The sequence below is a fragment of the Micromonospora sp. NPDC003776 genome, assembly GCF_053605645.1.
Window position 1 is genome coordinate 1 of the sequence record NZ_JBSGJR010001005.1, and the last position, 1,037, is coordinate 1,037.

Annotated in this window: 2 protein-coding genes; one reads left to right on the plus strand and one right to left on the minus strand. The window is 75.8% G+C overall.

Features of this window, described 5'->3' with window-relative positions:
• A partial coding sequence (locus tag ACWEVO_RS37090; protein ID WP_452312035.1) for a PucR family transcriptional regulator occupies positions 1 to 495 on the plus strand: 495 nt, incomplete at its 5' end.
• Between the two features lie 40 nt (positions 496 to 535).
• Here ACWEVO_RS37090 and ACWEVO_RS37095 read toward each other — a convergent pair.
• Positions 536 to 1,037 (minus strand): TrmO family methyltransferase domain-containing protein (locus ACWEVO_RS37095; protein WP_452312036.1); only part of this gene is annotated, 502 nt, incomplete at its 5' end.

Here is a 1,037-nt window from a genome sequence, read left to right on the forward strand (position 1 = left end):
CGGGCGGTGGCCCGGGACCTGTCCCGGGTGACGGGCCGGCCGGTGACCGCCGGGGCGAGCGGCCCCTCGACCGGCCCGGCGTCGCTGGCCGTCACGTTCGCCGAGGCGGAGCGCTGCCTGACCGCGCTGGGCGCGCTGGGCCGCGCCGGGCAGGGGGCGAGCACCGATGAGCTGGGCTTCGTGGGGCTGCTGCTGGGCGCGGTCGGCGAGTCGGGCGACCGGGACGTGGCCCGGTTCCTCAGCGCGACCGTCGGGCCGGTGGTGGACTACGACGCCCGGCGGGGCACCGCGCTGGTGAAGACCCTCGAGGCGTACTTCGGGGTGGGCGGCAGCCTGGCCCGGGCCGCGGAGCTGCTGCACGTGCACGTGAACACGGTGACCCAGCGGCTGGAACGGGTGGGGCAGCTGCTCGGCGTGGACTGGCAGAAGCCGGAGCGCGCCCTGGAGGTGCAGCTCGCCCTGCGCCTGCACCGCCTGCGCACGCCGCCCGGCTGACCGGTTGCGGCGGGTCGCCGGCCTCGTGGCCGTACGGCGGTCAGCGCACCCGCAGGCCGTCCAGGACGGCGTCGACGATCCGCTCGGGCAGGATCCGGTCGTCCAGCTCGGGCTGCCAGCGCAGCATCCGCTGCATCAGCATCGGCCCGCTCAGCAGCGCCATCGCCAGCTCGATGTCCACGTCGGGGCGCAGCTCCCCGGTGCGCATCCCGCGTAGCAGCACCTGTCGCATCAGCTTCCGGCGCGGCTCGACCATGCTCTGGTAGAGCTGGTAGTGCACCGGGCTGCGGTTCACCTCGGGCACCAGGCACGGCATGATCTTGGCGGCCCGCGGGTCGATGTTGTGCCCGATCGCGCCGACCAGGAGCACCAGGTCGTCCCGGACGGAGTGGCCGGACGGCTGCGGCGGGGTGCCCTTGAGGGTGCGCAGCGCGTCGAGCAGCAGCGCCCGCACCCGGAGGCCGTCCACCCGCAGGACCCGGACCCGGTGCAGGCCCACCGGGTTCGGCCGGTGCGGGGAGCGGGTGGCGAACACGCCCGTC